Annotated in this window: 23 protein-coding genes; 8 read left to right on the plus strand and 15 right to left on the minus strand. The window is 74.1% G+C overall.

Translation table 11 applies throughout. The features are described 5' to 3' along the window. Window positions 1-337 precede the first annotated feature (337 nt). Both AC07GB_RS09270 and AC07GB_RS09275 read right to left on the minus strand, forming a co-directional pair. A complete protein-coding gene (locus AC07GB_RS09270) occupies window positions 338-1,336 on the minus strand; it encodes an acyl-CoA dehydrogenase family protein (protein ID WP_478843147.1) in 999 nt (332 codons plus the stop codon). Further along, the gene (locus AC07GB_RS09275) at window positions 1,336-2,601 is read right to left on the minus strand and encodes an acyl-CoA dehydrogenase family protein (protein WP_478843149.1); all 1,266 of its coding nucleotides are present in this window, start codon (window positions 2,599-2,601) and stop codon (window positions 1,336-1,338) included. The genes AC07GB_RS09270 and AC07GB_RS09275 overlap by 1 nt, the downstream gene beginning before the upstream one ends. A gap of 123 nt (window positions 2,602-2,724) precedes the next feature. Between AC07GB_RS09275 and AC07GB_RS09280 the strand changes: the two genes are divergently transcribed. The 4 genes from AC07GB_RS09280 to AC07GB_RS09295 all read left to right on the plus strand — a co-directional run bounded on the left by AC07GB_RS09280 (window position 2,725) and on the right by AC07GB_RS09295 (window position 8,294). Next, window positions 2,725-3,507 carry an SDR family oxidoreductase gene (locus tag AC07GB_RS09280; protein WP_478843151.1) on the plus strand — a complete coding sequence of 261 codons (783 nt, stop codon included), beginning with the start codon at window positions 2,725-2,727 and terminating at the stop codon, window positions 3,505-3,507. 131 nt (window positions 3,508-3,638) lie between these two features. After that, on the plus strand, window positions 3,639-4,253 hold the full coding sequence (locus AC07GB_RS09285; RefSeq protein WP_478843312.1) for a TetR/AcrR family transcriptional regulator: 615 nt from the start codon (window positions 3,639-3,641) through the stop codon (window positions 4,251-4,253). A 45-nt stretch (window positions 4,254-4,298) separates the two neighbouring features. Continuing rightward, window positions 4,299-5,456 (plus strand): acetyl-CoA C-acetyltransferase, encoded by a 1,158-nt coding sequence (locus tag AC07GB_RS09290; protein WP_478843153.1) that lies wholly within the window; start codon window positions 4,299-4,301, stop codon window positions 5,454-5,456. A 192-nt stretch (window positions 5,457-5,648) separates the two neighbouring features. Next, window positions 5,649-8,294 (plus strand): ATP-binding protein, encoded by a 2,646-nt coding sequence (locus tag AC07GB_RS09295; protein WP_478843155.1) that lies wholly within the window; start codon window positions 5,649-5,651, stop codon window positions 8,292-8,294. Between the two features lie 80 nt (window positions 8,295-8,374). Here the strand turns inward: AC07GB_RS09295 and AC07GB_RS09300 are convergent, their stop codons facing one another. From AC07GB_RS09300 to AC07GB_RS09315, 4 genes are read right to left on the minus strand one after another with little or no spacing between them, the layout of a single operon-like run. Next, complete coding sequence (locus AC07GB_RS09300) at window positions 8,375-9,430, minus strand: NAD(P)H-dependent flavin oxidoreductase (RefSeq protein WP_478843314.1); 1,056 nt, start codon at window positions 9,428-9,430, stop codon at window positions 8,375-8,377. 14 nt (window positions 9,431-9,444) lie between these two features. Further along, window positions 9,445-10,212, minus strand: coding sequence for a CoA-transferase subunit beta (locus AC07GB_RS09305; protein ID WP_478843157.1), 768 nt, complete (start codon window positions 10,210-10,212; stop codon window positions 9,445-9,447). Continuing rightward, window positions 10,209-11,153 carry a CoA transferase subunit A gene (locus AC07GB_RS09310; RefSeq protein WP_478843159.1) on the minus strand — a complete coding sequence of 315 codons (945 nt, stop codon included), beginning with the start codon at window positions 11,151-11,153 and terminating at the stop codon, window positions 10,209-10,211. Before AC07GB_RS09310 ends, AC07GB_RS09305 begins: the two co-directional genes overlap by 4 nt. Beyond that, entirely contained in the window at window positions 11,150-11,989 is an 840-nt protein-coding gene (locus AC07GB_RS09315; RefSeq protein WP_478843161.1) for an enoyl-CoA hydratase family protein, read from the minus strand. Before AC07GB_RS09315 ends, AC07GB_RS09310 begins: the two co-directional genes overlap by 4 nt. Before the next feature lie 71 nt (window positions 11,990-12,060). On the opposite strand from AC07GB_RS09315, the gene AC07GB_RS09320 reads away from it, so the two are divergent. Both AC07GB_RS09320 and AC07GB_RS09325 read left to right on the plus strand, forming a co-directional pair. Beyond that, window positions 12,061-12,825 (plus strand): SDR family oxidoreductase, encoded by a 765-nt coding sequence (locus AC07GB_RS09320; RefSeq protein WP_478843163.1) that lies wholly within the window; start codon window positions 12,061-12,063, stop codon window positions 12,823-12,825. Window positions 12,826-12,888: 63 nt separating this feature from the next. Next, the gene (locus tag AC07GB_RS09325; protein WP_478843165.1) at window positions 12,889-13,815 is read left to right on the plus strand and encodes an SDR family oxidoreductase; all 927 of its coding nucleotides are present in this window, start codon (window positions 12,889-12,891) and stop codon (window positions 13,813-13,815) included. Window positions 13,816-13,842: 27 nt separating this feature from the next. Here AC07GB_RS09325 and pcaG read toward each other — a convergent pair whose 3' ends face one another. The 4 genes from pcaG to AC07GB_RS09345 are packed head-to-tail and all read right to left on the minus strand — an operon-like array spanning window position 13,843 to window position 16,591. Further along, window positions 13,843-14,409, minus strand: coding sequence for a protocatechuate 3,4-dioxygenase subunit alpha (gene pcaG / locus AC07GB_RS09330; RefSeq protein WP_478843167.1), 567 nt, complete (start codon window positions 14,407-14,409; stop codon window positions 13,843-13,845). Continuing rightward, entirely contained in the window at window positions 14,406-15,164 is a 759-nt protein-coding gene (gene pcaH / locus AC07GB_RS09335; RefSeq protein ID WP_478843168.1) for a protocatechuate 3,4-dioxygenase subunit beta, read from the minus strand. The genes pcaG and pcaH overlap by 4 nt, the downstream gene beginning before the upstream one ends. A 33-nt stretch (window positions 15,165-15,197) precedes the next feature. After that, the gene (locus AC07GB_RS09340) at window positions 15,198-15,836 is read right to left on the minus strand and encodes a CoA transferase subunit B (protein ID WP_478843170.1); all 639 of its coding nucleotides are present in this window, start codon (window positions 15,834-15,836) and stop codon (window positions 15,198-15,200) included. Next, window positions 15,836-16,591: a CoA transferase subunit A gene (locus AC07GB_RS09345; RefSeq protein WP_478843172.1), complete on the minus strand. Its 756-nt coding sequence runs from the start codon at window positions 16,589-16,591 to the stop codon at window positions 15,836-15,838. The genes AC07GB_RS09340 and AC07GB_RS09345 overlap by 1 nt, the downstream gene beginning before the upstream one ends. A gap of 163 nt (window positions 16,592-16,754) precedes the next feature. On the opposite strand from AC07GB_RS09345, the gene AC07GB_RS09350 reads away from it, so the two are divergent. After that, on the plus strand, window positions 16,755-17,219 hold the full coding sequence (locus AC07GB_RS09350; RefSeq protein WP_478843174.1) for a MarR family winged helix-turn-helix transcriptional regulator: 465 nt from the start codon (window positions 16,755-16,757) through the stop codon (window positions 17,217-17,219). Here the strand turns inward: AC07GB_RS09350 and AC07GB_RS09355 are convergent. The 3 genes from AC07GB_RS09355 to AC07GB_RS09365 all read right to left on the minus strand — a co-directional run bounded on the left by AC07GB_RS09355 (window position 17,206) and on the right by AC07GB_RS09365 (window position 21,182). Next, a complete protein-coding gene (locus AC07GB_RS09355) occupies window positions 17,206-18,168 on the minus strand; it encodes a DUF3048 domain-containing protein (protein WP_478843176.1) in 963 nt (320 codons plus the stop codon). The two genes, AC07GB_RS09350 and AC07GB_RS09355, sit on opposite strands and share 14 nt — an antisense overlap. A 30-nt stretch (window positions 18,169-18,198) precedes the next feature. Further along, the gene (locus AC07GB_RS09360; RefSeq protein ID WP_478843178.1) at window positions 18,199-19,983 is read right to left on the minus strand and encodes a hydroxysqualene dehydroxylase; all 1,785 of its coding nucleotides are present in this window, start codon (window positions 19,981-19,983) and stop codon (window positions 18,199-18,201) included. A gap of 125 nt (window positions 19,984-20,108) precedes the next feature. Further along, the gene (locus AC07GB_RS09365) at window positions 20,109-21,182 is read right to left on the minus strand and encodes an ATP-dependent DNA ligase (RefSeq protein ID WP_478843180.1); all 1,074 of its coding nucleotides are present in this window, start codon (window positions 21,180-21,182) and stop codon (window positions 20,109-20,111) included. Between the two features lie 75 nt (window positions 21,183-21,257). On the opposite strand from AC07GB_RS09365, the gene ligD reads away from it, so the two are divergent. Further along, window positions 21,258-22,280: a non-homologous end-joining DNA ligase gene (gene ligD / locus AC07GB_RS09370; RefSeq protein ID WP_478843182.1), complete on the plus strand. Its 1,023-nt coding sequence runs from the start codon at window positions 21,258-21,260 to the stop codon at window positions 22,278-22,280. Between the two features lie 22 nt (window positions 22,281-22,302). Here the strand turns inward: ligD and AC07GB_RS09375 are convergent, their stop codons facing one another. Continuing rightward, window positions 22,303-24,510 (minus strand): OmpL47-type beta-barrel domain-containing protein, encoded by a 2,208-nt coding sequence (locus AC07GB_RS09375; RefSeq protein ID WP_478843184.1) that lies wholly within the window; start codon window positions 24,508-24,510, stop codon window positions 22,303-22,305. Beyond that, window positions 24,510-26,963 carry a ThuA domain-containing protein gene (locus AC07GB_RS09380; protein WP_478843186.1) on the minus strand — a complete coding sequence of 818 codons (2,454 nt, stop codon included), beginning with the start codon at window positions 26,961-26,963 and terminating at the stop codon, window positions 24,510-24,512. Before AC07GB_RS09380 ends, AC07GB_RS09375 begins: the two co-directional genes overlap by 1 nt. Window positions 26,964-26,981: the final 18 nt, after the last annotated feature.

Here is a 26,981-nt window from a genome sequence, read left to right on the forward strand (position 1 = left end):
CGGTTCGGCAAGACCGCGGGCCGGGCCCGGTCCCTCCCACTATGCCTTCACCTCGGCGGGCCCCACCGGACCGCCCTGGCCCGCCAGGCTCAATTCCCTCCACGCTCCCGCCCCTTCCGCCCGTCTCCGTGCCCGCGCACAACCTCGGGACAGCCATGCCTTCCCTAACCGCCCGCCCGTTTCACAGCGCCGCCGCGCCCGCCCCGCCGCCGCCCCGGCGCGCCCTTCCGCCGCTGTCGGACCGGCTTGATTTCTCCCCGCGCGTCCGGCCTGCCCCGCGCCGCCGCGTGCCCCCTTCCACCGCGTCGGCGCGCCGGTCGGACGAGACGCTCCGGGGTCAGGCGGGCGGTGGCACGGCCCGGGCGCGCCACTGCCCGGTGCCGCCCCAAGCCCCCCGCAGGGCGCGGGCCTTGAGGAGCCAGAGGGACAGGTCGTACGCGGACGTGTACCCGATGGCGCCGTGGAGCTGGAGCGCGGCCCGCGCCGAGCGGTACGCGGACTCGGCCGCGCAGACCTTGGCGGCGGCCACGTCCCCCCAGGCCTCCGTCCCGTCGAGCGTCACCGCGGCCCCGAACACCAGCGGCCGCGCGAACTCGAGCCCCACCAGCACGTCCGCGAGGCGGTGCTTGACGGCCTGGAAGGACCCGACCGGCACGCCGAACTGCGTCCGCTGCTTCACATACGCCACCGTGCGGTCGAGCAGCGCGCACCCCACGCCGAGGCACTGCGCCGCCGTGGCGAGCGCCGCCCAGCGCAGGGCGCACCGGGCCGCCTCGTCCACCGCGGGGCCGGACGCGAGCACCTCCCCGCCCGGCAGCGGCCGGGCGAGCCGCCGCGCCGGATCGAGGGAGGCCCGCACGCGCGCGTGCCCGGGGGCGAGTCTCAACTGCCCGGCGCCGACAACGAGGACGACGGGGACGGCGTCCGCGTCGAGGACGTACGGCCCGGTGTCGGGGAGGGCGAGGGTCGCCCGCGCCTCGCCCGTCACCAGGGACGGCAGCAGCCGCTTCGCGGGCCCCGGCACGCCCAGCTCGGCGAGGCGGGACAGCAGCGCGGCCGCGGCCACGGTCTCGACGAGCGGCCCGGGCACGGCGTGCCGCCCCAGCTCCACGAAGGCGACGGCGGTGGCTATGGGCAGCTGTCCCACGCCCTCGTACTCCTCGGGTGCCGTGAGGGTGAACACTCCGGCGTCCGCGAGCCGGTGCCACACCGCCGCCCCGGGCGCGTGGTCCCCCGCGGCCCAGGCCCGCGCCACGGCGGGCGTGTCCGCGGCCTTCAGCAGGCCGTCGAGCGCCCGGGCGAACGCCCGCTGCTCGCCGTCCAGGAGGAACCTCATCAGCGCCGTCCCTTGGGCAGGCCGAGCAGGCGCTCGGCGATGATGTCGCGCTGGATCTCGTTCGTCCCCGCGTAGAGGGGGCCGGCGAGGGAGAAGACGTACCCCTCTGTCCAGTCTGCCCAGGGCGCGGGGGCCGGGGAGGCCGGGGCGGGGCGCTCGCCGCCGTCCGCCGCCCGGACGTCCGCCGACCCGCCGTCCGCCGACCCGCCGCTCGCCCTCTCACCGCCTGCCGGCCCGCCGCCCGCCAACTCCCCGTCCGCGCCCAGGAGGTCGAGGGCCGCCTCGTGCACCGCTATGTCGTACTCCGACCAGAAGACCTTGTTCAGGCTGGACTCCGCGCCGAGCTTGTCGCCCGCTGTCGCCCGCGCGGCGTGGGCCCAGGTGAAGAGCTGATACGCGCGGGCGCCGATCACCGCGTCCGCCACCCGCTCGCGCAGCGCCGTGTCGGCGGGGTCGCCGTGGGCGTGCCAGAGCCGGACCAGGCGGTCGGCGGTGGCGAGGAAGCGGCCGGGGGAGCGCAGGGTCAGGCCGCGCTCGTCCGCGGTGCTCGACATGGCGATGCGCCAGCCGTCGCCGGGGGCGCCGATCACGTCCTCGTCGGGGACGAACACGTCGTCCAGGAAGACCTCGGCGAACGCGGGTCTGCCGTCGAGGCGGCCGATGGGGCGGAGGGTGACGCCGGGCGCGTCGAGCGGGAACATGACGTACGTGAGGCCCTGGTGCGGCCGCTCCGCGCGCGGGTCGCTGCGGAAGAGGCCGAAGGCGCGGTCGGCGAACGCGGCCCGCGACGACCACGTCTTCTGCCCGCCCAGCCGCCAGCCGCCGGGCACGCGCCGGGCCGTGGAGCGCAGCGACGCGAGGTCGGACCCGGCCTCCGGCTCCGACCAGGCCTGGGCCCAGACGACCTCGCCGCGCGCCATCGGCGGCAGGACGCGGGCGCGCTGCTCCGGCGTGCCGTGGTCGAAGAGCGTGGGGGCGAGGAGGCTGATGCCGTTCTGCGAGACGCGGCCGGGGGCGCCCGCCGCGTAGTACTCCTCCTCGAAGAGGAGCCACTGGACGAGGCCGGCGCCTCGCCCGCCGAACTCCTCGGGCCAGGACACCACCGACCAGCGGTCCGCCGCCAGCGTGCCCTCCCAGGCGCGATGGGCGGCGAAGCCCTCCTCGGTCTCCAGCGAGGGCAGCGGAGCGCGCGGGACGTGCGCGGCGAGCCAGGCGCGCGCCCGCAGCCTGAACTCCTCTTCCTCCGGGGTGAAGTCGAGGTCCATCCCCCTGCTCCCCTCTCTCGCCCGCCCGGTCGGCGGTCCCGCCGCCCACTCTTCCCTAACAAGTGTTTGGTAGATTATCGTGAGGGTGGTCCGCAGTCGAGCACTCGATCGAGGGATTCACCCATGGGAGCGCCGGAGTACGTGCCAGGGCACGGCCTGCTCACCGGCCGCGCCGCCGTGGTCACCGCGGCGGCCGGAGCGGGCATCGGCGCGGCCACGGCCCGCCGCTTCCTGGAGGAGGGGGCCCGCGTCGTCATCGGGGACGCGCACGCGCGCCGCACCGAGGAGGTGGTGGCCGCGCTCGCCGGTGAGTTCGGCCCCGACCGCGTCGACGGCGCCCGCTGCGACGTGACCGAGGAGTCCGACGTGACCGCCCTCCTGGACCTCGCCGAGCGCCGCCACGGCAGCCTGGACATCGTGGTGAACAACGCGGGCCTGGGCGGCACAGCCGCCCTCACGGACATGACCGACGACCAGTGGCACCAGGTCGTCGACACCACCCTGACCGGCACGTTCCGCTGCACCCGTGCCGCCCTGCGCCGCCTGCGCGCCACCGGCGCGCCCGGCGTGGTGGTGAACAACGCCTCGGTGCTCGGCTGGCGCGCCCAGCACGGCCAGGCGCACTACGCGGCGGCCAAGGCCGGCGTCATGGCCCTCACCCGCTGCGCCGCCCTGGAAGCCGCCCCGCACGGCATCCGGGTCAACGCGGTCGCGCCGAGCCTCGCCCTGCACCCCCACCTCGCCAAGGTCACCACCGCCGACCTGCTCGACGAGCTGACCGCGCGCGAGGCCTTCGGACGGCCCGCCGAGCCCTGGGAGATAGCCAACGTGATCGTTTTCCTCGCCAGCGGCTACTCCTCGTACATGACGGGCGAGACGGTCTCGGTCAGCAGCCAGCACCCCTAGTCGGCCAGCAGCCGGCACCCCTATCCGGTCAGCAGCCGGCACCCTGGCCGGTCAGCGGCCCGCACCCCTAGGCGGAGAATGATCCCGTGCCGACCCAGAAACAGCCGCCCCAGAGCCCCGCCAAGCCCCCCGTGGCCCGGAAACGGAAGAAGCCTCCGGCGCCGCCCTCGCCCGAGCGCCGCGCCGAACTGCTCGGCATCGCCGCGGAGGTCTTCGCCGAGCAGGGGTACAACGCCACGACCGTCCGCAAGATCGCGGACGCCGCGGGCATGCTCGCGGGCAGCCTCTACTACCACTTCGACTCCAAGGAGTCGATGCTCGAAGAGATCCTGCGGATGTTCCTGACCGAGCTGTGGGACGGGTACGACGCGGTCCTGGCCGCGCCGCTCGGCCCCCGCGAGACGCTTGAGGCCCTCGTCACCGAGTCCTTCCGGGAGATCGACCGGCACCGCGCGGCTGTCGCGATCTACCAGAAGGAGTCCCGCCACCTGGTCGCCCAGACCCGCTTCGAGTACCTCCTGGAGTCCCAGCAGCGCTTCGAGAAGACCTGGCTCACCACGCTCGAACGGGGCGTGGCCGACGGTGTCTTCCGCGCCGACCTGGACGTCCGCCTCACCTACCGGTTCGTGCGCGACACCGTCTGGGTCGCCGCGTCCTGGTACCGGCCGGGCGGCGGCCACAGCCCCGAGGAGATCGCCCGCCAGTACCTGTCGATGGTCCTGGACGGCATCGCCGTCCGCGCCTAGCCCCGCGCCGCCGCGCGGCGCCCGTCACGCGAGGAGTACGCAGCCATGGCCGAGGCCTACATCGTCGAGGCGGTCCGCACGCCCGTAGGCAAGCGCGGCGGCGGCCTCGCCGCCGCGCACCCCGCCGACCTCGGCGCCCATGTGCTCACCGCGCTCATGGAGCGCAGCGGCGTCGACCCCGCCGCCGTCGACGACGTGGTCTTCGGCTGCCTCGACGCGGTCGGGCCGCAGGCCGGAGACATCGCCCGCACCAGCTGGCTCGCGGCCGGGCTGCCCGAAGAGGTGCCCGGAGTGACCGTCGACCGGCAGTGCGGATCCTCCCAGCAGGCCCTGCACTTCGCCGCGCAGGCCGTCCTCTCCGGCACCCAGGACCTCGTCGTGGCGGGCGGCACGCAGAACATGTCGATGGTCCCCATCGCCTTCGCCTCCCGGCAGGCGGCCGGGCCCCTCGGCCTCACCGAAGGCCCCTTCGCGGGCAGCGACGGCTGGCGCGCCCGCTACGGCGACCGGCCGGTCGACCAGTTCCACGGCGCCCAACTGATCGCCGACAAGTGGGGCATAACCCGCCAGGACATGGAGGAGTTCGCGCTCCGCTCCCACCGGCGTGCCCTCCGCGCCGTCGACGAAGGCCGCTTCGCCCGCGAGATCGCGCCCTATGGAGACGTCGTCACCGACGAGGGCCCGCGCCGCGACACGACCCTGGAGAAGATGGCGGCCCTGCCGCCCGTCATGGACGGCGGCAGCATCACCGCCGCCTGCTCCTCCCAGGTCTCCGACGGCGCCGCCGCCCTGCTCGTCGCCGGTGAACGGGCCGTGCGGGACCACGGGTTGACGCCCCGCGCGCGCCTCCACCACCTCTCCGCCCGGGGCGAGGACCCGATCCGCATGCTCTCCGCGCCCATTCCGGCCACCGCGCACGCCCTGAAGAAGACCGGCATGACACTCGACGCCATCGACCTCGTCGAGATCAACGAGGCGTTCGCGCCCGTCGTGCTCGCCTGGCTGCGGGAGACCGGCGCCGACCCACGGAGAGTCAACGTCAACGGCGGCGCCATCGCCCTGGGTCACCCCCTCGGTGCCACCGGTGCCCGCCTGATGACGACGCTCCTGCACGAACTGGAGCGCACGGGCGGCCGGTTCGGCCTCCAGACGATGTGCGAAGGAGGTGGCCAGGCCAACGTCACCGTCATCGAACGGCTGTGATCCCGCGACCCGCCGCCACCCGCCGCCCCGGGCGCCGCGCGGGCGTCCCGTACCCGTACCCCCCAGGTGGTCTGGCATATGACCGACCGTCACCCGTGCGGGAGTAGCTGAGCGGTCCGCGCTCCGCGACGGCCCCGGCCCGGCTAGTCTCAAGTTCTGTACGTCGATTGAGCGACCCCGGGAGGTAGCGCGATGACGCAGGGACGGCCCGGAGGTGGCACCTGGGCCCCGCTGTGGGAGCGCGACGAGGAGATCGGCGCGGTCGAGCGGGCCGTTTCCGGACTCTGCTCGGACATGACGACCGAGGGCGGCCTGCTCGTCTTCAGCGGCGAGGCCGGCATCGGCAAGACCGCGCTCATGACCGAGGTCCGTCGCGTCGCCCACGGCCGGGCCACCGTCTGGGCGGCACGCGGCGGCCCGACCCTCAGGACCGTGCCCTTCAACGTCGTACGACAACTGCTCCAGCCCGCCCTCGTGGCCCTGTCCCCCGACGAGGCCCGTGAATATCTCGGCGACTGGTACGAGATCGCAGGACCCGCCCTCGGCATAGCCGAGCCCGGGGGCGGCAGGCCCGAGCCGCAGGCCGTGTGCGACGGCCTGATCGCGGTGGTCTCCCGCCTCGCCCACCTCCACTGGCCGCTGGTGCTGCTCGTCGACGACGCGCACTGGGCGGACCAGGAGACGCTGCACTGGCTCGCCGCGTTCGCCGAGCGCCTCGACGACCTGCCCGTGCTCGTCGTGGTCGCCTACCGCCCCGGCGAGGCCGAGGGCGACAGCGTCCACCACCTCGCGCGCATCGCCGCCGCCGCCCGCCCGGCGACCCGGCTGCGCAAGCTCACCCCGGACGCCACGGCCGGGCTCACCCGCGCCACGCTCGGCGAGCACGCGGACGGCCCGTTCTGCCGCGAGGTCTGGGCCGTCACCGACGGCAATCCGTACGAGTCCGTGGAACTGCTCGCCAAGGTGCAGGACTGCGAGCTGGAGCCGGTGGAGGGCTCGGCCGCCGAACTGCGTGCCCTGAACCGCTCCGCCCGCGGCCGCGGCCTCGTCGCCCGCCTCGAAGAGCTGGGCACCGACGTCACCCGCTTCGCCTGGGCCGCCGCGATCCTCGGCTCCGCGATCTCCGTCGACCTCGCCGCGACCCTCGCGGGACTGCCCCGCGACGGCGCCGAGCTGTGCGCCGAGCGACTGCGCGCCGCCCGCATCGTGACCGGCGGCGAGGAGGGCCTGGAGTTCGTGCACCCGCTGATCGCCTCCGCCGTGTACCACTCCATCCCGCCCGCCACCCGCACCGCGATGCACGGCCGGGCCGCCTGGGCCGTCACCCGCTCCGGGCGCGGCGCCGCCGCGGCCTCCCGGCACCTGCTCGAAGTGATCCCGGACGACGATCCCGAACTCGTCGAGCAGCTGCGCGAGGCCGCCGCCGAACACCTCGCGGTCGGCGCGCCCGACGCCGCCCGGCGCTGCCTGGAGCGGGCCCTGCGCGAGCCGCCCCGGCCCGACGTGCACGCCCGCGTGCTCTACGAACTCGGCTGCGCGACCCTGCTCACCTCGCCCGTCACCACCATCGGGCACCTGCGCGAGGCCCTCTCCATGAGCGGCCTCAGCCCGGAGCTGCGCGTCGACGCGGTCTGCCGCCTCTCGCAGGCCCTGGTGCACAACGACCAGCTCACCGAGGGCCTGCGCGCCATCACCGAGGAGGCGGCCCGGCTGCCCGCGGGCCCCGACCGGCTGCGCCTCCAGGCCGTGCACTTCATGTGGGAGGGCATCCACGCGGGCGAGGAGGACGCGCCGGGCCGCTCCCGCCGGCTCGCCACGCTCGCCGGGTCCGTGTCCGGGCGTGACAACGCCGAGCGCGCGCTGCTCATCCTGCGTGCCTTCGACGCGATGACCCGCGGCGAGAACGCCGAGGAGGTCGTCGAGCTGTGCGACCGCGCCCTCGTCAACGGCCGCTTGGCACCCGGGCTCGGCTGGACCGACGCCGAGTGGAGCTTCGAACTGCGCCTGATGCTCGGCGGTTCGTACGCCTTCGCCGACCGGCTCGACCGCGCCGAGAGCCTGTTCACCGAGGCCGTCAAGGCGTACGAGACGGCGGGCTGGAGCGGCGGCCACCTCGCCCTCGCGCACGCCTTCCTCGGCTACGTCTACCGCAGGCGCGGGCGCCTCAGGGACGCCGAGAAGTCGCTGCGCGAAAGCCTGCGGCTCGCCGACCGCGTGGGCCAGGGCGGCCTGCCGATGCACTGGGAGGCGGCCAGCATGCTCATCGACACGCTGCTCGCCCGCGGCCACGCCGACGAGGCGAGCGCCGTCGCCGACCGCTACGGCTTCGCGCCGCCCAACGCCTCCACGATCTACGTCCCCGACGCGATGTCCGTACGCGGCAGGCTCCTTCTGGCCCTCGGCCACCGGGAGGAGGGGCTCAACGAACTGGAGGCCACCGCCAAGGCGCTGACGGCGCGCGGTCAGTACAACACGGTGCTCGCGCCGTGGGCCTACGACCTGGCGCGGGCCCTCGCCGACGAGGATCCGCGGCGCGCCGCCGACGTGGTCGCCGACGCGCGTGTGCAGGCCGAGCGGTTCGGCACCGACACGGCGATCGGCGAGGCGCTGCGGTGCGAGGCCGCGCTGGCCTCCGGGACACGCTCCGTCGCGCTGTACGCGAAGGCAGTGACGTATCTGGAGGCCTCGCCCTGCGCGTACGAACACGCCGTCGCGCGCGTGGAGTACGGCGTCGCCTCGGGCAGCGTGGACGAGCTGGAGCGCGGGCTCGCGCTGGCGCGCAGCTGCGGGGCGGACGGCCTTGCCGCCAAGGCCGAGCGGTTCCTCGCCGGGGTCTAGCGTCCGGGTGGAGTGGGCCCCCGGCGCGGGTCGACCGGCCTGCGGCCTCGTCCTCAGCCGCCGACTGGGCCGGACCTGTCCTAGGCGTGCTCGGGGGACCCCAGGCGCTCCAGGGTGTTCCCGGCCTCCCTCATGAGTCTCCCGACCAGCTCCTCGCACGTCGGGACGTCGGACAGGACGCCCGCCACCTGGCCCGCGGCCATGACGCCCCGGTCCGGGTCGCCGTCCACCATGGCGGACTTGAGCAGCATCGGGGTGTTCGCGGCGAGCAGGGCCTGGGGCCAGGTGAGGTGCTTGGCGCGCTTCAGGGCGCGGCCGTCGCGGGCCAGGGCGGGCCAGCTCTGGCCCGACATCCGGCGGAACGCCGCCGCGTGGCGCAGCGCGCGCAGGAGCGTCGCGGCGCGGCCGGAGCGCTCCAAGGAGGCCACCAGGTCCGTGCGGAGCATCCGGTGGGGGAGGCCGTCCACGCGCGAGGTCAGGGTGACGTCCTTGACCGTGGCGGCCAGATAGCGGGCCTTCACCGCGTCCGGGACCGGGGACTCGGCGGTGAGGAGGAAGCGGGTGCCCATGGCCACGCCCGCCGCGCCGAACGCGAGCGCCGCGACCAGGCCGCGGCCGTCGTGGAAGCCGCCCGCCGCGACCACGGGGATGTCCACGGCGTCCACGACCTGGGGCAGGAGCACGGTCGTGGCCACGTCGCCGGTGTGGCCGCCGCCTTCGCCGCCCTGGACGAGGACCGCGTCCGCGCCCCACGCCGCCACCTTCTCGGCGTGCCTGCGGGCGCCCACGGACGGCATCACGACGACTCCGGCCGCCTTCAGCTCCCCGACGAGGGCCTCGGACGGGGCCAGGGCGAAGGAGGCGACCCGCACGCCCTCGCCGATGAGGAGCCGGACGCGGTCGCGCGCGTCGGCCGCGTCCGCGCGGAGGTTCACCCCGAACGGGGCGGACGTGCCGGACCTCACCTCCCGTATCGCGGAGCGCAGTTGGCCCAGGGTCATCGTGGCGGAGGCCAGGACGCCGAGCGCGCCCGCGTTCGCCACCGCCGTCACCAGGCGGGGGCCCGCGACCCAGCCCATGCCGGTCTGCACGATCGGGTACCGCACGCCGACGAGCCGCGTCAGGGGCGTCTCCAGGAGCGGTGCCGCCGTCATGGGCGGACCTCTCGGTCGCGCAGCCCCGTGGGGTCCAGGACGTTGCGGATCAGGCGCAGTTCGGCCGCCGTCGGCTCGCGGGTGAAGGGCGGCCCCTCGGCGGCGGGCAGCGCGAAGGACGTCGCCTCGCGGACCTCCTCCACCGTCACGCCCGGATGCAGGGACACCAGGCGCATCGAGCGGTCGGGCGTGGCGAAGTCGAACACGCCCAGGTCCGACACGACACGGCGCAGGTCGTGATAGCGGGTCGCGGAGGGGCCGACGGCGGCGGCTCGGTCGTGGCCGACGCCGCTGACCATGTCGACCTTCTCGACGAACACGCGCCGCGCGTGCTTCGGAATCCAGTAACTGACCGCGTGGTTCAGGGTGTTCAGCGGCGCGCCGCGTACGCCGAGGAGCTGGCGGGTGGGGTGGTGCCAGTCGCCGACACACGAGATGTTCTGGTTGCCGAAGCGGTCGATCTGGCTCGCGCCCATCATCACGTGCCGCCGGCCGCCCATCGCCATCGTCAGATGGCGGCGGTACGGCAGCCAGCCCTCCGTCACACGCGAGCGCTCCCCGAGCGCGGGCACGTCCCCCATGAGCAGCGCGTCGCCGTCCGTGAGCAGCAGGTCGGGCGCGTACGTCAGCTTCGCGAGCCGGGCCGCGAGCGTGGGCACCGTGCCCATGGGGGAGGCCAGGACCTCGCCGTCGCCGTGCCAGGCGTCGGCGCAGGCGACCACGCAGTACTCGGCGCGGGTGACGGCGGTCGTGGGGCGCGTCATCGCTGCTCCTTGTGCCAGGTCCGGACGGCCTGGTGGTAGTCCTCCTCGTCGCCCGCGAGGAAGCGGTCACGGAACTCCGCCCAGGCGCCGGGGGCGGCCGCCGCGGTGGCGTACGCCTTCTGGAACGGCTCGTCGCGGCCGTAGTCCGGGACGCAGGACGTGAAGTGCGCGCCCCCGGGGGTCTCGGACACGCCCGCCACGCTGTGCCGCGAGACGAGGAGCGTCTGGGGCGCCGCGTGGGGGGCCGGGGCGTCGGCAGTGGCGGGGGCGTCGGCAGTGGCGGGGGTGCCGAAGTCGACCAGGCGCTCGCACGACACGTACGCCGTGTCGGCCGCCTCGCAGAACAAGTCGTCGAAGTACGGGTCGGGGCCCAGATACTGGCCGTTGCCCCGGCGGTCCGCGCGGTTCAGGTGCACCAGGGCCGCGTCCATGCGCAGGGCGGGGGCCGCGACCAGCTCCTCCCCGTCCTCGTACGGCGACGTGACCGTCCGCAGATGGGGGTTGACCCGCAGCACGTCCGAGCCGAGGCCCGCGCGCACCGGCAGGAACGGCAGGCGCTGGGCGGCAGCCGTGAGCCCTTGCAGGAACATCGCCTCGTCCAGCTCGACCAGGTCGAGCCCGCCGCGCTCGCGGGCGGCCCGGAAGTGCGGCTCCAGGGGGATCGAGTCGAGCGTCACGAAGGCCGTGACCAGCTTGCGGATCCTTCCGGCGGCGAGCAGCAGGCCGACGTCAGGGCCGCCGTACGTCACGACGGTCAGGTCGGTGACGTCGGAGCGCAGCAGGGCGCGCACCAGCGCCATCGGCTTGCGGCGCGCCCCCCAGCCGCCGATGCCGAGCGTCATCCCGCTCTCCAGGCGTCCCACGACGTCCTCGGGGGCCATGGTCTTGTCCCGGCCGCCCCGGCCCTGACGGGTGCCTGCCGCATCGCCCGTATCGCTCATGCCCTGTCCTCCCCGGCCGCCACGGAACCGTCGGACGGCGCGGCGGTCACAGCCCCGTCGGACGGCGCGGCGGTCACGGACCCGTCACACGGCGCGGTGGGCGCGCCGAAGCCGTCGCGGAGGCGGGCCGCCGCCCCGCTCAGGCTCGCCTCGAAGGTGAAGCCCTGCTCGAAGCGGTAGCTGCGGCGCACGTCCACCGGGTCGATGCCGTTGAGCGCGGCCTTGGCCAGGCGCAGCAGCGTGCCGTCCTTGCGGGCGATCTCGCGCGCGAGGGCGAGGGCCGCCGCGCGCAGGCCGGAGCGCGGCACGACCCGCCACACCGAGCCGTGCGCGTGCAGCTCGGCCGCGGTGGCCGTACGCGCCGTGTAGAACAGCGCGCGCATCAGGTGCTGGGGGACCAGGCGGGCCAGGTGCGTGGCGGCGCCGAGCGCGCCGCGGTCCAGCTCCGGGAGGCCGAAGGTGGCGTCGTCGCTGGCCACGATCGCGTCCGCGTTGCCCACCAGGCCGATGCCGCCGCCCAGGCAGAAGCCCTGGACGGCGGCGACGACCGGGACCGCGCAGTCGTACACCGCCGCGAAGGCCTCCGCGCAGCCGTGGTTGACCCCGAGCAGCGCGCCGTGCCCCGGGTCGCGGCGCAGCTCCTTGATGTCCACGCCCGCGCTGAACCCCCGGCCCTCGGCGGCCAGCAGGACGCAGCGCACCCCGGGGTCGCGGCCCGCGGCGCGCACCGCCTCCGCCAGGGCGAACCAGCCGTGCGCGGGCAGGGCGTTGACCGGTGCGTAGTCGACGGTGACGACGGCCACGCCCTCCTCGGGGGGCGAAGTGGAGACAGGCATCAGAGGATCCGCTACCTTTCGACCAGCGCCTTCAACCAAACATTTGTTAGTTCCTCAGGAAGGTAGCAGCGATGACTGACAATCGACAGGTGGTCGTGGTCACCGGCGGCACCCGCGGCGTCGGGGCCGGCATCGCCCGCGGCTTCCTCGCCGCGGGCGCACACGTCGTCACCTGCGCCCGCAGACCGCCCGAGCTGCCCGTCGAAGTGCCGGGCGCCACCGCCGAGTTCCGCCCGGCCGACCTGCGGGACGCCGAGGCGGCGCAGGCCCTGGTCGCCGGGGTCGCCGCCGACCACGGGCGGCTCGACGTCCTGGTGAACAACGCGGGCGGCACGCCCTTCGGCCTGCTCGCCGGCACCACCGCCGCCCGCCAGACGAAGATCGTCCAGCTGAACCTGCTCGCCCCGCTCTACACCTCCCTCGCCGCCCACGAGGTGATGGTCCGTCAGGAGACCGGTGGCGCCATCATCATGATCGGCAGCGTCAGCGGGACGCGCCCCTCACCCGGCTCCGGAGCCTACGGCGCAGCCAAGGCGGGCCTGGCGAACCTGGCCCGCACCATGGCGGTCGAGTGGGCCCCGCACGTGCGCGTGAACACCGTGGTGCTCGGCCTGGTGCGCACGGAGAGCACGCATCTGCACTACGGCGACGAGGAGGGCGTCGCCGCGGTGGCCCGCACGATTCCGCTCGGCCGCCTCGCCGACCCGGCGGACGCCGCCGACGCCTGTGTGTTCCTCGCCTCCGCCGCCGCGCGGTACATCAGCGGCGCGGCCCTCCAGGTGGACGGCGGCGGCGAGCGGCCCGCGTTCCTGGACGCCGCGACCGTGAACCACTGACCCCGCGGCGCCCCCTCGCCCGCAGGCCCGGCCGAAACCCCGTTCCGTACGAAGGAGTTCCGTATGACCGCAGCCGTCGATTCCGGGATCTGCGCGGGCCGCGTCGTGATCGTCACGGGCGCGGGCCGGGGCCTCGGCCGGGCCCACGCGCGCGCGTACGCGGCCGAAGGCGCGAAGGTCGTCGTCAACGACCTCGGGGCAGGGCTCGACGGCTCCGGCGTCTCCGGAGGCCCCGCCCAGGACGTCGTCGAGGAGATCCGCGCGGCCGGCGGCGACGCCGTCGCGCACTGCGGCGACATCGCGACACCTGAGGGCGCGGCGTCTGTCGTGCGGGCCGCCCTGGAGACCTACGGCCGCCTGGACACCCTCGTGAACAACGCGGGCTTCCTGCGCGACCGCATGCTGGTCAACCTCGACGAGGACGACTGGGACGCCGTCCTGCGCGTGCACCTGAAGGGCCATTTCCTGCCCCTGAAGCACGCGGCGGCGCACTGGCGGGCCGCCGCGAAGGCCGGGCGCGCCCCGCACGCGTGCGTGGTCAACACCAGCTCCGGAGCGGGCCTCCTGGGCAGCGTGGGGCAGGGCAACTACAGCGCGGCCAAGGCAGGCGTCCTCGGCCTCACCCTGGTCGCCGCCGCCGAACTCGCCGCCTACGGAGTGCGCGTGAACGCCATCGCGCCCGCCGCCCGCACCCGCATGACCGAGCGGACCTTCGCCGGCGCCATGGCCGCTCCCGGTCAGGGCGCCTTCGACGCGATGGCCCCGGAGAACGTGTCACCGCTGGTCGTCTGGCTCGGCTCCGCCGCCTCGTCCGGGGTCACGGGCCGCGTCTTCGAGGCCGAGGGCGGCCGCATCACCGTCATGGAGGGCTGGCGCCCCGGGCCGAGCGCCGACAAAGGCGCCCGCCACAGCCCCGCGGAAGCGGGCGAGACGGCCCTGAAGCTGCTCTCCCGCGCCGAGCCGCCCCTGCCCGCGTACGGAGCCCGCTGAGCGCACCCCCGCACCGGGGCGCCGAGGTCACGTGAACGCCAGGAACACCGTCTCGTCGTCCCCTTGGAGGTGGATGTCGAACCGGTACGTGCCGTGCGGGCCCGGGCGCGCGAGCAGCGTCGCGCGCCGGTCGGGGGCCAGGGAGCGGAGCAGGGCGTCGTCCGGGTCGTCCGTCAGGTACGCGCGCGTGTAGAGGTGGTCGAGGAGCCCGCGCGCGAACACCGCGAGACAGACGTACGGAACGCCGCCGGGCCTGAGGGTGCGCACCACCCAGTGCCCGTCCGGGTCCGTCGGCACCCGGCCGAAGCCCGTGAACGTGACGCCGTCGCGTCCCCTGGGCTTGCCGCTGACCGCGTCCTGGCGCAGCGAGCCGGGCGCGCCCACGCGCGAGCCGTCGGGCGCGGGCTGCCACGTCTCCACGAGGCCGTCGTCCACCGGGACGCCCTTGCCGTCGTACACGTACCCGTGGAGCGTGACGGCGTCCGGGTGGCCCACGGGCGCGATCTCGCCGCCGCGCGGGAACGGCAGCGCGTAGCCGTGGTACGGGCCGATGGTCTGCGACGGCGTCGGCGCGTGCGACGGCACGGGGCTCATGCGGCACCGCCCTCGAAGCGGGTGGCGGACGGGCCGTCCAGGACGATGTCCCAGCGGTAGCCGAGCGCCCACTCCGGCACCGTGAGACCGTGGTCGTACGCGGCCACCAGACGGCCCCGCGCCGCCTCGTCGGGGATCGACTGGAAGACGGGGTCGTGGGCGAGCAGGGGGTCGGCCGGGAAGTACATCTGGGTCACCAGGCGCTGCGCGAACGCCGTGCCGAACAGCGAGAAGTGCAGATGGGCGGGGCGCCAGGCGTTGTCGTGGTTACGCCACGGATAGGCGCCGGGCCGGATCGTGGTGAAGGAGTAGACGCCGTCGTCGTCGGTCAGGCAGCGGCCGAAGCCGGTGAAGTTCGGGTCGAGCGGCGCCGCGTGCCGATCGCGCCGGTGGGCGTACCTGCCGGCCGCGTTGGCCTGCCACAGCTCGACCAACTGTCCGCGCAGCACCCGCCCTTGACGGTCCATCAGCCGACCGGTGACGGTGATGCGCTCGCCCAGCGGCTCGCCCGGGTGCTGGCGGGTCAGATCGCGCTCGGGCTCGGTGACGTCCGCGACGCCGAAGACGGGCCCGGTCAGCTCCACCGCGTCCGGGTCGCGCACGGGCACGGCGGAGTGGCGCGGGTGGCGCAGGAGGGCTCCGCGGTAGGGCGGGACGCCGCACGGCGCGGCGGCGCCCGGTGCGGGCCGTCCCGGGCCCGGCGCGGTGCCCGCCCGGCGCGCGGCCACGCCGTCGTACGGGGGATGGGGGGTCATGCCGCTCCCTTCCGGACCGGTACGGGCCGGCCCTCACGCGTCCGGGACGCGCACCTTCGCCGCCGTCCGCGCGACGATCTCGGTGACGCCGACTCCCGGCGCGCACTCGGTCAACTGGAGTCCGTCCTCGGTGATGTCGAAGACCCCGAGGTCCGTGATGACGCGGTGCACGCACCGCCTGCCGGTGAGCGGCAGGCCGCACTCCTCGACGAGCTTGGGCGAGCCGTCCTTCGCGGTGTGCGCCATCGTCACGATCACCCTGCGGGCGCCGTGCACCAGGTCCATCGCCCCGCCGATCCCGGTGACGAGGCGCCCGGGGACCGCCCAGTTGGCGAGGTCCCCGCGCGCGGAGACCTGCATCGCGCCCAGGACGGCCACGTCGAGATGGCCGCCGCGGATCATCCCGAACGACAGCGCCGAGTCGAAGTACGCGGCCCCCGGCAGCACGGTGACCGTCTCCTTGCCCGCGTTGATCAGGTCCGGGTCGACCGCGTCCGGCGCGGGGTAGGGGCCGACGCCGAGCACGCCGTTCTCGGACTGGACGACCACCTCCACGCCCGGCGGCAGGAAGCCCGGGATCAGCGTCGGCAGGCCGATGCCCAGGTTGACGTACTGGCCGTCGCGCAGCTCGCCCGCGGCCCGGGCCGCCACCTGCTCGCGGGTCCAGGCCATCAGCCGCTCACCGTCCGCTTCTCGACGCGCTTGGCGGCGGCCTCGCGCGGGCCGAGCGCGACGACGCGGTGGACGAAGACACCCGGCACGTGCACCGCGTCCGGGTCGATGGCGCCGGGCTCCACAAGCTCCTCCACCTCCGCGACGGTCACCCGCCCGGCCATCGCGGCCAGCGGGTTGAAGTTCCGCCCGGCCTTGGCGAACACCAGATTGCCGTGCCGGTCGCCGCGCGCCGCCCGCACCAGCGCGAAGTCGGTGCGGATGCCGTGCTCCAGGACGTGGGCCACCCCGTCGAACTCCCGCACCTCCTTGGGCGGCGATGCCACCACGACCGCGCCCGCGCCGTCGTACCGCCAGGGGATCCCGCCGTCGGCGACCTGCGTGCCCACCCCGGCCGGGGTGTAGAAGGCGGGGATGCCGCAGCCCCCGGCGCGCAGCCGCTCCGCGAGGGTGCCCTGCGGGATCAGCTCCACCTCGAGGCCGCCGGTGAGGTACTGGCGCGCGAACTCCTCGTTGCCCCCGATGTACGAGGCCGTCACACGGGCGATCCGGCCCGCGGCGAGCAGCACGGCCAAGCCCGTGCCGAGCGCCCCGCAGTTGTTCGACACCACGCGCAGGTCCCTGGTCCCGCGCCGGTGCAGCGCCTCGATCAGCGCGCTCGGCACGCCGCTGAGCCCGAAGCCGCCGACCGCGAGCGACGCGCCGTCCCCCACGTCGGCCACCGCCTGCGCCGCCGTGGCGACCACCTTGTCCATCCGGGCAGCCTCATCTCCGCAGAGTCGTCAGCACACTGAGCATGTCCATCTGCCGTCCCGTGAACTCCAGTTCACGCTGCCACTGCCCTGGCGAGGCCGTCAAGGCTGCCTCAGGTCAGCTATCGTTCAGTGCACGAACCGTCGTGTCAGGGAGGGAACCGCCATGGCAGCGGTGGATCTGACCAGCCATCCGGGGCACCTCGCCCGCCGCCTCCAGCAGGCCCACCACCTCCTGTGGACCGCGATGGTCTCGGAGGAGACCACCTCGCCCCAGTTCGCGGTCCTCAACAGCCTGGTCGCCGAGCCCGGCCTCGACCAGCGCGGCGTCGGCGAGCGCGTGGGCCTCGACCGCTCCACCGTCGCCGAGGTCATCAGCAGGCTCAGCCGCCGCGGCCTCGTCGACAAGGTCCGCGACCCGCAGGACGGCCGCCGCGCCCTGCTGCGCCTCACCGCCGACGGCCGGCGCGTCCACCGCAAGCTGACGGTGCGCACGGCCCGCATGAACCAGGTCTTCCTCGCCCCGCTGAACGCCGCGGAGCGGCGGCTCTTCCTCGACCTGACCCAGCGGGTCGCGGACGCGGCCGAGCAGCTGCGCGACCCGCGACCCGCGCCGCTCACGCCGTCGTGAACACCACCCAGACGGGCCCCTGGGCGAAGGTGAGCGGCTCGCCCTCGCGGGTCGTGAACGTGGTGCCGTCCCGGGGCGAGCCGCGCCGCCAGCGCGCCTCGTAGGCGCGGCCGTCGCGCAGCACCCGCGCGCTGCCCGAGCCCACCGTGTCGCTGAACGGCGACGCGCTGCCCGCGCGGTCGTGGAAGCGCGAGTCGCGGATGTCGACGCGCTGCTCGACCACCGTGGCGGCGCCGAGCGCGGCACCGGACGCGGTGCGGGCGGGCGTGCCGTCCATCGCGATGTGCCAGCGTCCTTCGTACTCCACCCAGGTGAAGGTGAAGCGCGCGGCGGGGAAGAGCGTCGTGTGCCGGGTCGTGGGCGTGCCGCCCGCCGGGCGCGGCCCGAACCGGAAGCCCGTGCTCTTCAGGCCGTCGGCCGACACCCGCGCCCCCAGCGCGGCCGGGCGGACGTAGAGGTTGTGCGGCGCGGGCTTCGCGCCGCCCCGGTAGTAGGCCCTGCCGGGGGTCCCGTCCGGGGGCAGGGCGCGCAGCGGGGCCGCGGCGATCAGCGGGAGCAGCTTCCGCTGTGCCCCGGAGAAGGCGAGCGCCGGCTCGTCGAACTGGCGCAGCAGCTCCAGGTCCGTCTCCCGGGCGCTGCGCACCGGCCCCACCACGGGCGGCAGCCGGCGCGCGTAGACGGCCATCAGCCGGCTGAGCCCGGCCTCCACCCGCTCCACGTACACGACGTCCGCCGCCTCCAGGCCGGTCTGCGGGCGCGCGGGGCCCACGTTGTCGACCTTCACGGCGAGGACCCGGCCGCCGTCCGTGCGCGACGGCCGCCCGTCCGTCCGCTGTCTCTCCAGCGTGCAGGCGGGCGCGAGCGTGGCCAGGGCCAGCACCGCGACCGCCGTACGCCATGCTCGCGCTCCGCGCGCCGTGGTGTGCCCCACGCGTGTTCGCTGTTTCATGCCGGGGATGTACCCCGCGGACGGCTGTTTTCAGCCGAGGTCGAAGGCGTTCCGCAGACCGAGGCGGTAGCGCGTGCGGTCGGCGCGCTTGAGTCCCTCGATCTCCGGGGCGCGGTAGAGGGCCTTCACCGTGCACCGCTTCGCGTCCGAGCCCTCCCGGTCGAGCAGGGCGTTGACCGCCTGCCGCGCGGCCGCGTTGGCGCCCTCCATGGTGGCCAGGTCGATGTCCACGGCCACGTAGTCGCCCGCGAGGAAGAAGTTGGGGATCTTCGTCGCGGCCGAGGGGCGGTGGTGCAGCGTGCCCACCGGGTGGATCAGCAGCTCGTCGTCGTTCGTCGGGTTCGGGCCGCCGATGCCGTCGACGCCCGGGTCGAGGTGCCAGGAGTGCAGCTTGCCGTCGGTCAGGACCTGCTTGCCGGTGTCGTTGAGATGGGCCTTCAGCTGCGCCCACACCTCGCGCGCCACCTCCTCGCGCGTGCAGTTCTTCGCCGTCTTGCCGTACAGGATGCCCGGCTTGTCCCACTCGGAGATGTCCACCGACAGACAGTCCACCGCGACGCCGTCGCCGTAGTCGGCGGGGAAGTCCCGGCCCTTCCAGTGCGCGGCTTGCGCGATGCCCGTGAGCGACCAGGGGGAGTCGACGCAGTTGAAGTGCCCGTCGACGATCTTGGGACGCTCCGTCAGATAGAACTGGATGCCCGTCATCCAGTCCGTCCGCAGCTTGTCGCAGCGCGCCAGCTGCGGATCCGCCGCGCGCAGCGCGGCGCCCCACGTCCTGCGGGCGTGCTCCACCGGCATGGCCTGCACGTAGTGGTCGGCGGTGACGTCCTGGCGGGTGCCCGCGGAGTCCTCGATCACCGCTTTGGTCACCCGGCCGTCGCCGTACGCCACCTCGCGCACGGTCCAGCCGACGCGGAACTCCACGCCGAGGGACTTCAGATGTGCCACCCACGGGTCGATCCACGCCTCGTTGGTCGGCGCGTTCAGGATGCGGTCGGGCGGGCCGTCCGCGCCCCGGCCGAGCGCGTTGAACACGAAGGCCTCGCCGAGCGTGCCGACGGTGCGGGTGCTGGCCACCTCCGCCTTCGTCGCCACGATGTTGCGGGTCACGCCGATCGCGAGGATGCGCTGGTAGTCGTACGACATGTCCTTGGCGCGTACGAAGTCCCACCAGGGCTTGGCCTCCCACTGGTCGTCGCGGCGCTCGTCGCAGCTGGTCAGGAAGACCAGGGCGCGGTTCACGAAGTACGCGATCTCGTGCGCCGGGATGTTGAAGGCGGTGTCGAGGAACGCGGTGAGGGCGCGCGCGATGTCGTCGGGGGTCAGATCGGCGGGCTCGCCGTCGCGGCCGGGGATCGGGAGGCGGATGTCCTCGCGGCCGCCCGAGCGCGTGAAGCTCATCTCCGGAGGCGCGACCAGGTTGTCCCAGACGCCGTTGCGGTTCCCGGGGAAGGGGATGCGGCGCATCGTGTCCGGCAGGTTGTGGTAGATGCCCGGGATGAAGCGGAAGCCGTGCTCGCCCGGGAGCGGTTTGCGGGTGCCCTTCCCGCTGCCGGGGACGTCGAAGCTGCGGGCCTTGCCGCCCAGGGCGCGGCGCTCGTAGACCGTGACGGCGAAGCCGCGCTCGGCGAGTTCGTGGGCGGCGGTCAGGCCGGCCACGCCGCCGCCCAGGACGGCGACGGAGCGTCTCGCGCGCGGGGCCGCGTGCGCGGGGCCCGGCAGCCCGCCCAGGCCGAGGGCGGCCGCGCCGCCCGCTGTCGCCGCGCCCTTCACGAAGGTCCGGCGTGTGCTTCCTGCTGCCTGCGGCCGCCCCATGACACCCTCCCCTTACCGTAGGTAACGCCTGTGTCAGGCGCGGAGCCTACGGCCGTGTCCGCCGGGGCGGAAGCGGTGGGGAGCGGCTTGGCGGGAAATCGTCTGTGAGTGATGCGGCGAGGCCTCTACGCGGGGGGTGAGCCCAGCGCCTCCGTCAGGTCGTACCGGGCCGGTTCCTCCAGTTGGGCGTACGTGCACGACTCCGGGTCCCGGTCGGGGCGCCAGGTGCGGAACTGGGCCGTGTGGCGGAAGCGGACCCCGTTCTCCATGTGGTCGTAGGCCACCTCGCACACCCGCTCGGGCCGCAGCGGCACCCAGGTCAGGTCCTTCTTGCCGGACCACCGGTTCACCGCCCCTGGCAGCCGCGCGCTCTCGTGGGCGGCCTCGTCCGCCCAGGCCGCCCACGGGTGCCCCGCGGCGGAGTCCATCCGCAGCGGCTCCAGCTCCGTCATGAGCTGCTCGCGCCGCTTCATGGAGAACGCGGCGCACACCCCGACGTGCTGGAGCGTGCCCGCGTCGTCGTACAGGCCGAGCAGGAGCGAGCCCACGACGGGTCCGCTCTTGTGCAGGCGGAGCCCCGCGACCACGCAGTCCGCCGTCCGCTGGTGCTTGATCTTGTACATGAGGCGTTCGTTCTGGTGGTACCTGAGGTCGAGGGGCTTGGCGATCACACCGTCGAGGCCCGCCCCCTCGTACCGCTCGAACCACTCCCGTGCCACCTCCTCGTCGAGGGTCGCGGGCGCCAGGTGCACCGGTGCCGTCACGTCTTCGAGCGCCTTGGCGAGCAGCCGGCGCCGGTCGCGCAGCGAGAGGTCGACCACGGCCTCGTCGAACAGGGCGAGCACGTCGAAGGCGACGTACGACGCCGGGGTCCGCTCGGCGAGCAGCCGCACCCGCGAGTCCGCCGGGTGGATGCGCTCGGTGAGGGCGTCGAAGTCCAGGCGCCCGCCGCGCGCGACGACGATCTCGCCGTCCAGGACGCACCGCTGCGGCAGGCGCTCCCGCAGCGCGTCGACCAGCTCGGGGAAGTAGCGGGTCAGGGACTTCGTGCCCCGGCTGCCGATCTCCACCTCCGGGCCGTCCCGGAAGACGATCGCCCGGAAGCCGTCCCACTTGGCCTCGTACTGCATGCCCGGCGGGATCTTCGCCACGGACTTGGCGAGCATGGGCTTCACGGGGGGCATCACCGGCAGGTCCATGATCCCGATTCTGCTCCGGGGCAGGGGAAATCGCCCGATATGCGGGGTCGCGCGCGGGCGTCTAGCGTGGCTCGCATGGGTGGCGCGGGCGCGGCGGTGGAGCTGACGGCCGGAGAGCGGACGGTGCGGCTCTCCAGCCCGGACCGCGTGCTGTTCCCCGAGCGCGGCTTCACCAAGCGGGACCTCGCCGAGTACTTCATCGCTGTCGGCGACGGGATCCTGCGGGCCCTGCGCGACCGCCCCACCACCCTGGAGCGCTATCCCGAGGGAGTCGGCGGCGAGTCCTTCTACCAGAAGCGGGCGCCGAAGAACCTGCCCGACTGGATCCCGACCGGCACCATCACCTTCCCCAGCGGCCGCACCGCCGACGAGATCCGCCCGACCGAGGTCGCCGCCGTGGTCTGGGCCGCCCAGTACGGCACGCTCACCTTCCACCCCTGGCCGGTGCGCGCCGCCGACCCCGACCACCCCGACGAACTGCGCCTGGACCTCGACCCGCAGCCCGGCACCGACTACGCCGACGCCGTCCGGGCCGCCCATGAACTCCGCGCGGTCCTCGACGGGTTCGGGCTGCGCGGCTGGCCCAAGACCTCCGGCGGGCGCGGCCTCCACGTCTTCGTGCCGATCGAGCCGCGCTGGACGTTCGTACAGGTGCGCCGGGCCGCCATCGCCTGCGGGCGCGAGCTGGAGCGGCGCATGCCGGACGCCGTGACGACCGCCTGGTGGAAGGAGGAGCGCGGCGAGCGGATCTTCGTCGACTTCAACCAGACCGCCCGCGACCGCACCATCGCCTCCGCCTACTCGGTGCGCGCACGGCCGCACGCCCCCGTCTCCGCGCCCCTGCGCTGGGACGAGCTGGACGACGCCGTGCCCCGCGACTTCGACCTCGGCACCATGCCCGCACGCTTCGCCGAGGCCGGTGACGTGCACCAGGACATGGACGAGCACGCCTTCTCCCTGGAGGGCCTGCTCGACCAGGCCGACCGTGACGAGCGCGACCACGGCCTCGGCGACCTGCCGTACCCGCCGGAGTACCCGAAGATGCCCGGCGAGCCGAAGCGGGTCCAGCCGAGCCGCGCGAAGCACGACGACGGCTGAACCCGCCTCGGGGAGAGCGCGCCTACAGCTCCTTGATCCGGATGTCCCGGTACGACACCACGTCGGTGACCCCGTGGACCTGGAGGCCCACGTAGCCCGACGCGAAGCGGCGCCCGTCCGTGCCCGGGTCGTCGCCGCGCGGCGGCTCGAAGACCTGGCCGCCGCTGTTGTCGAACTCGTTGATGAGCACGCCGTTGCGGTAGACCGCGTAGTGCTGGTCGACCACGCGGATCTCGTAGTCGTTCCAGGTGCCCTTGGGTGTCACGCCCGCGCCCCCGAGGCCGACCCGGTCGAAGCCGTACACCGACCCGGTCTTGTACAGGTCGCCGTCGGGCCGGTCGAGGACCTGGACCTCATGGCCGTACTTGATGGCCACCCACTCCGGGCGCGGCTCCTCCGGATGGTCGTGGACCTGCGGGAAGCGCACGAACACACCGGAGTTGGCGTTGCCGGAGCCAGGCGCGTCGTCCCGCCACTGGAGCTTCAGCGAGAAGTCGCCGTACTTGCGCCCGGGGAACCACAGCATGCCGAGCCCGTTCCTCGTGGTGCCCGAGGTCATCGAGCCGTCGGCGTTCAGGCCGAACGAACCGCCGCCCACGTAGCTCCACTTGGCGAAGGACCTCTGCGTGCCGTCGAAGAGGTGCCGGTAGCCCTCGGTCTGTCCGGGCTCGCCGATGCCGGACTCCCGCGCCGCCTCGTTGATCTTGTCGTACTCGCGCTGGTCCAGCTCGCCCGCCCGCTTCAGACGGTCGGTCACCTTCTTCACGTGCTTGAGGAACAGCGCCTGCGACGACCAGTCCTTCTCGTCCTCGATCAGCTCGCCGACGCGGCAGCGGTTGTCGGTGACCCGGTTCGGGATGCCCGTGTCGACCGTGCCGACGAAGACCGTCAGGCGCTCGTCGTACTCCGGACAGGCGGGTCCCGGCACGCCGCCGCCCTCGTCGACCGTGAAGGACACCGACTTCGCGGGCGCGGTGTTGCCCGCCTTGTCGCTCGCCCGGTACGCCACCGTGTGCCGCCCGACGCGGTCGACCACCACCGGCGCGGTGTAGGCCACGTACGGGCCGCCGTCGAGGGAGTACTCGGCCTTGGCCACGCCCGAGCCCGCGTCGGTCGCGGTCACCGTGACCTTCGCCCGGCCGATGTAGGCGCCGTCGGAGTTCTTCTCGCCCTCGACCTTCGCCGAGGTCTCCGGGGGCGTCCTGTCCTCCTGCGGCGGCGCGACCACGGTGAACTCGACGGCCTTCTCCGGTGCCACGTTGCCCGCCTTGTCGGACGCGCGGTAGCGCACCTTGTGGGTGCCGAGGGCGTGCACCATGACGGGCCCGGTGTACGTCGTCCAGGCGCCGTCGCCGAGCGCGTACTCGACCTTGTTCAGGCCCGAGCCCGCGTCGGAGGCCGTCACCGTGACCGTCGCCATGCCCAGGTACTGGCCCTGGCCGTTCCGCTCGCCGCTGACCGTCGCGGAGGTCTCCGGCGGCGTTTTGTCGTCGGTCGGCGGCGGCACCACCGTGAAGTCGACGGCCTTCTCGGGGGCCACGTTGCCCGCCTTGTCGGACGCGCGGTAGCGGATCGTGTGGGTGCCGGGCGTGTTCACCACCACCGGCCCGGTGTACGGCTGCCAGGCGCCGCCCGCCCCGAGGGCGTACTCGACCTTGTCGACGCCCACGCCGTCGTCGGTGGCGGTCACGGTGACCGTCGCCGAACCGACGTACGCGCCCTCGGAGTTCGTGGCCCCGTCGACCGTCGCCTTGGTCTGCGGTGCCGTCGTGTCGCCGCCCCCGCCGTCGGTCACGACGAGGATGCCCTGCATCGCCCCGTGGCCGGGGATCGTGCAGTAGTAGCGGTAGCGGCCGGGGGTGAGGGTCACCTCGGCCGTCCACGTGCCGCCCTTCTCGTCGTTCGGGTTGGCGAGCAGGTTCAGCGGGACGTCGTTGTTGTACTCCGGGTCGGAGACGTCGAACGTCAGCGTGTGCGGCATCCCGGTGGTGTTGCCGGTCGCCACGCTGTTGTCGAAGACGATCGTCGTCCGGCCCGCGACCGCCGTCGCCGGCGCGGACTTGTACTTGCTGATGTCGTTGTCGGCGGTCCACGTCAGGGTCTGCTGCCGCGGCCCCGGCCCGTCGGGGCGCGCCCCGGCAGCCGAGGTCAGGCCGAGCACGAGCGCGAGCGCGGCGAGCAGCGCGGGCCACACCCTCCGGCGGCGCGCCCGCGGGGAAGCGGATCTCATCACGGTGCCTTCCTGGCCAGGTCCCGCGCGGCCGGGGTCGCCTCGCCGCCGGTGTAGGTCACGCGCCACAGCGCGGACCTGGCGTCCGAGGTGAAGAAGCCGCGCCCGTAGTCGAGGACGTACAGCGAACCGTCGGGGGCGAACTTCCAGTCCATGAGGTTCTTGATGCGGTCGTTGCCCACCGGGACGATTTTGCGGAGGGACTCGGCGTGCACCGGCAGGCCGCCCTCGCCGACCGTCCTCGGGTCGGTGAGCACCGCGTGCCGCGGCTGGTCGCCGTCGTAGAAGTCGCCGACGAACCACTTGCCGTCCCAGTACGCGGGCCACTTGTCCGTGCTCGTGCTCGCCGGGTCGTAGCGGTAGACGGGGCCGTTCATCGTCGCCTGCCCGCCGCCCTTGAGCCAGGGCAGGAGCTGCTTCTGCTCCTCCGCCTTGTAGCTCGGGACGCCGTCGGCGTCGCGGGGGTAGTCGATGCCGCCGCCCTGCGGGGAGTACCAGATGGTGTTGGGCTCGGCGGGCGGGATCTTCACCAGGCCGTCGTTGTTCGGCGACTCGTTGCGCAGGTTCTCGCAGTCGTACCAGCCGAGCGGCTTGCCCGGGTCGGGCAGATTGCGGTCGCGGTAGGGCTGGTTGTTGCCCATGCAGTACGGCCAGCCCCGGTTGGAGGCGTGGGTGATCGCGGCGAACGTGTCGTACTTGGCCGGGCCCCACGTCGTCGATGGCTGTCCCGCGTCGGGTCCGACCCAGCCGGCGTACAGCGTGTCGGTCTTCTTGTCGACGGAGATGCGCGCGGGGTTCCTGACGCCCATCACATAGATCTCGCCGCGCGTCTTGCCGCCGCCCTCGTCCGGCTCCTTGCCGGTGAAGAGGTTGCCCGGGGGAAGCGTGTACGTGCCGTCCGGCTCGGGGTGGATGCGCAGGATCTTGCCGTTGAGGTTGTTGGTGTTGCCCGCCGTGCGGCGGGCGTCGGCGAAGGAGACGCCCTTGAAGTTCGGCTGCGGGTTGTTGCCCGCGTAGCCGTCGCTGAAGCCGGAGGAGTTGTTGTCACCGGTCGCGATGTACAGGTTCCCCTTCGAGTCCCAGGCCATCCCGCCGCCCGCGTGGCAGCAGCTGTGCAGCTGCACGGGCCACTTGAGGAGCACCTTCTCGCTGTCCATGGCGAGCTTGCCGGACGCCTCGTCGTAGGTGAAGCGGGAGACGTACCGCTCGCCCATGTGCCTGTCCCGGTCGACCCGGGCGTGCGGCGTGTAGTGCAGATAGACCCAGCCGTTGTCCTCGAACCGCGGGTCCAGCTCGATGCCGAGCAAACCCTCCTCGTTCTTGGTCAGCTCACCGCCGCCGCCCTTGTTGCCGAAGACGCTCACGGCGCCCGCGAGCGTCGACTCCTTGGTCCTCGGGTCGTAGACGTGGATCTCGCCGCGGCCCTTACCCACGTCCGGGTCGTTCCAGTCGGTGACCACCGGCCGCGAGGAGTCGGCGCCGCCGCGGCCGATGTGGAAGACCTTGCCGTCGGGCGCGGTCACCAGGCCGTGCGGCTCGCCGATCTGGTCGTTCTCGCCGGGCTTGTTGGGCCGGGTCAGGCGCTCGGCCCGGTAGTTGGTGGTGATGGCCGCCTTGCAGTCGGCGCGTGCCAGGCGGGTCGTCCACAGCAGGGCGCCACGCAGATGCGTCCGGAAGTCCGTCTCGTCGTACGCGTCGGCCGTGCCGCCCATGCCGGTGTAGAAGGAGCGGCCGCCGTCGTAGTCACGGCACCAGGAGACCGGGTGGTCCCAGCCGTTCGCGCCCGCGCCCGGCTTGTACGTCGACTCGCGCACCCGCGCCACCGTGTGGACGGAACCCGACGGGTTGGTCTCCCAGTTGAGCCACCTGTCGGGGCGCTTCCACTCCAGGGGCAGGTCCTTGGTGGCGGGGCCCTGCCGGTCGCCGACCTCGACGGTCGCGCGCTGCACGGCCGCCGGGTCCTCGTCCTTGGGGCGGGCGCCGACCAGGCCCGTGAACCAGCTGGAGTACGGCTCCGCGCGGGCCGCGTCGTGCAGGCCGAGGAAGCCGCCGCCGGCCTCCACGTAGGCCTCGAGGCCCGCCTCCTGCTCGGGGTCGAGCACGTCACCGCCGCCGGTGACGAAGGTGACGGCGTTGAACGCGCCGAGGCGCTCGGCGTCCGTGAACACCGCCGGGTCGTCGGTCGCCGTGACCGTGAACCGCTGAGCGGCGGGGCCCGACCGGCCGATCTTCTCGATCGCGGCGATGGCGGCGTCGACGACCGGCGACTCGTCACCGGGCGCCGCGGATCCGTAGAAGGCGAGGACGCGGACGTCCGCGCCACCGGGCGGCGCGGGCAACGCCCGTGACATCGTTGTCTTCATCGCCTCCGCGTCGCTCGGCGGTTCGGGGAAGGGGCGCGCGGACGCGGCGGGGCCGGAGAGGACCCCGGCCGCGAGCGCCCCCGCGGCCATGCCCGCCGCCCAGGCGCG

It is taken from the genome of Streptomyces sp. NPDC045778 (assembly GCF_056431945.1).

Bases quoted from the DNA above. Each gene is read 5' to 3' on its own strand.
- AC07GB_RS09365 (WP_478843180.1), bottom strand. From the start codon at position 21,182: ATGGACCTGCCGGTGATGCCCCCCGTGAAGCCCATGCTCGCCAAGTCC.
- pcaH (WP_478843168.1), bottom strand. From the start codon at position 15,164: ATGACCCCCCATCCCCCGTACGACGGCGTGGCCGCGCGCCGGGCGGGC.
- AC07GB_RS09290 (WP_478843153.1), top strand. From the start codon at position 4,299: ATGGCCGAGGCCTACATCGTCGAGGCGGTCCGCACGCCCGTAGGCAAG.
- AC07GB_RS09350 (WP_478843174.1), top strand. From the start codon at position 16,755: ATGGCAGCGGTGGATCTGACCAGCCATCCGGGGCACCTCGCCCGCCGC.
- AC07GB_RS09345 (WP_478843172.1), bottom strand. From the start codon at position 16,591: ATGGACAAGGTGGTCGCCACGGCGGCGCAGGCGGTGGCCGACGTGGGG.
- AC07GB_RS09340 (WP_478843170.1), bottom strand. From the start codon at position 15,836: ATGGCCTGGACCCGCGAGCAGGTGGCGGCCCGGGCCGCGGGCGAGCTG.
- AC07GB_RS09275 (WP_478843149.1), bottom strand. From the start codon at position 2,601: ATGGACCTCGACTTCACCCCGGAGGAAGAGGAGTTCAGGCTGCGGGCG.
- AC07GB_RS09295 (WP_478843155.1), top strand. From the start codon at position 5,649: ATGACGCAGGGACGGCCCGGAGGTGGCACCTGGGCCCCGCTGTGGGAG.
- AC07GB_RS09305 (WP_478843157.1), bottom strand. From the start codon at position 10,212: ATGACGCGCCCCACGACCGCCGTCACCCGCGCCGAGTACTGCGTGGTC.
- AC07GB_RS09310 (WP_478843159.1), bottom strand. From the start codon at position 11,153: ATGAGCGATACGGGCGATGCGGCAGGCACCCGTCAGGGCCGGGGCGGC.
- AC07GB_RS09270 (WP_478843147.1), bottom strand. From the start codon at position 1,336: ATGAGGTTCCTCCTGGACGGCGAGCAGCGGGCGTTCGCCCGGGCGCTC.
- AC07GB_RS09315 (WP_478843161.1), bottom strand. From the start codon at position 11,989: ATGCCTGTCTCCACTTCGCCCCCCGAGGAGGGCGTGGCCGTCGTCACC.
- AC07GB_RS09380 (WP_478843186.1), bottom strand. From the start codon at position 26,963: ATGGCCGCGGGGGCGCTCGCGGCCGGGGTCCTCTCCGGCCCCGCCGCG.
- ligD (WP_478843182.1), top strand. From the start codon at position 21,258: ATGGGTGGCGCGGGCGCGGCGGTGGAGCTGACGGCCGGAGAGCGGACG.
- AC07GB_RS09320 (WP_478843163.1), top strand. From the start codon at position 12,061: ATGACTGACAATCGACAGGTGGTCGTGGTCACCGGCGGCACCCGCGGC.
- AC07GB_RS09325 (WP_478843165.1), top strand. From the start codon at position 12,889: ATGACCGCAGCCGTCGATTCCGGGATCTGCGCGGGCCGCGTCGTGATC.
- AC07GB_RS09360 (WP_478843178.1), bottom strand. From the start codon at position 19,983: ATGGGGCGGCCGCAGGCAGCAGGAAGCACACGCCGGACCTTCGTGAAG.
- AC07GB_RS09355 (WP_478843176.1), bottom strand. From the start codon at position 18,168: ATGAAACAGCGAACACGCGTGGGGCACACCACGGCGCGCGGAGCGCGA.
- AC07GB_RS09375 (WP_478843184.1), bottom strand. From the start codon at position 24,510: ATGAGATCCGCTTCCCCGCGGGCGCGCCGCCGGAGGGTGTGGCCCGCG.
- AC07GB_RS09280 (WP_478843151.1), top strand. From the start codon at position 2,725: ATGGGAGCGCCGGAGTACGTGCCAGGGCACGGCCTGCTCACCGGCCGC.
- pcaG (WP_478843167.1), bottom strand. From the start codon at position 14,409: ATGAGCCCCGTGCCGTCGCACGCGCCGACGCCGTCGCAGACCATCGGC.